Annotated in this window: 1 pseudogene; it reads left to right on the forward strand. The window is 49.3% G+C overall.

Going from position 1 to position 1,062, the window contains the following annotated elements:
• Nucleotides 1–239: 239 nt before the first annotated feature.
• Nucleotides 240–1,062, forward strand: a pseudogene (locus BCU12_RS08525) (hypothetical protein); the annotation flags it as partial.

Genomic DNA, 1,062 nt, shown 5'->3' on the forward strand with positions numbered 1-1,062 from the left:
TTGCATGATTCCCTGCAATCCATACGTGTGGCAAAGGGCGTCCTTTTTGTTGTCAGTTAATTCTACGAAGATATACCTATTGTGATGCCTTAGCCATTTCCCCCTTCGCTCATTAATGAATATTTCTTTTATATATAATCCATGAATAAATTAGTTAATTTATCAATTCCCGCACTACCCGTTCTCCCTGTTCGTCGATACATTTATATTCATCGATACATCAATTCAAGATGTAGCATGTGAAGATTAATAACCAATTCACTTATCGAACATTAATTAAATCGAATAAAGCCTTAATGCCTCTCCGTGATGACACTGTCTATGTGTTGCTGTCGCAGGAGAGGGGCATTAAACATATGGATTGTTTTATTATGGAATCAATGACGGACAAAATTCGTAATCCAGGCCGTCTCTTCAGCCTGTCCTTTTTAGCCGCGTCGGTGTTGACCGGGTGTGGTGGCGGTGATGGAGGCAGTGTTTCCCCTTCCCCGACCCCTTCCCCGACCACGACTCAGCAGCACTATGATGTCACGGTGATTGATGGCTACCTGCAAAACGCCCACGTGTTTATGGACACCAATGATAATGGTCAGTATGACGCCGGTGAGCCTTCGGGAAAAACCCTGGATGGGGGTGCGGTCAGTCTGGAAGTGCCGTCCTCAATAGACAGCTCAGCGCACCTGCTGTACGCGTTGGCGACGAAAGAGAATACGGTGGATGAATCGACGGGAAAGCTAGTCACTCACGATTTTGTGCTGACGGCATTGCCGGGCAGTCAGGTGGTGACCCCGCTGACGACGTTGACGTGGATAAACACGGTTAAAAATTTGGTTCAAAGCACCGCGAAGAATAGTGGTGAAAGCTCAGAGACGCTGGCGGCTGAAGCCTTGGCGCTCGCGCTGGAAACGCTGTCGTCGGAGTTAGGCGTGGATGTGGATTCGCTGCAGAAAGACTACGTGGTCACGGGGGATGCCAAGGCGCTGTATGCCGCCGAATCTCTCGTGGCGTCGGGGGTCATGCCCGAAACGGTCTCTGAGCTGCGTACGTTACTGGATGTGAGTG

Origin of the sequence: Vibrio sp. 10N.261.55.A7 (assembly GCF_002877365.1) — a bacterium.
In the GTDB taxonomy this organism is placed as follows: Bacteria; Pseudomonadota; Gammaproteobacteria; order Enterobacterales; family Vibrionaceae; genus Vibrio.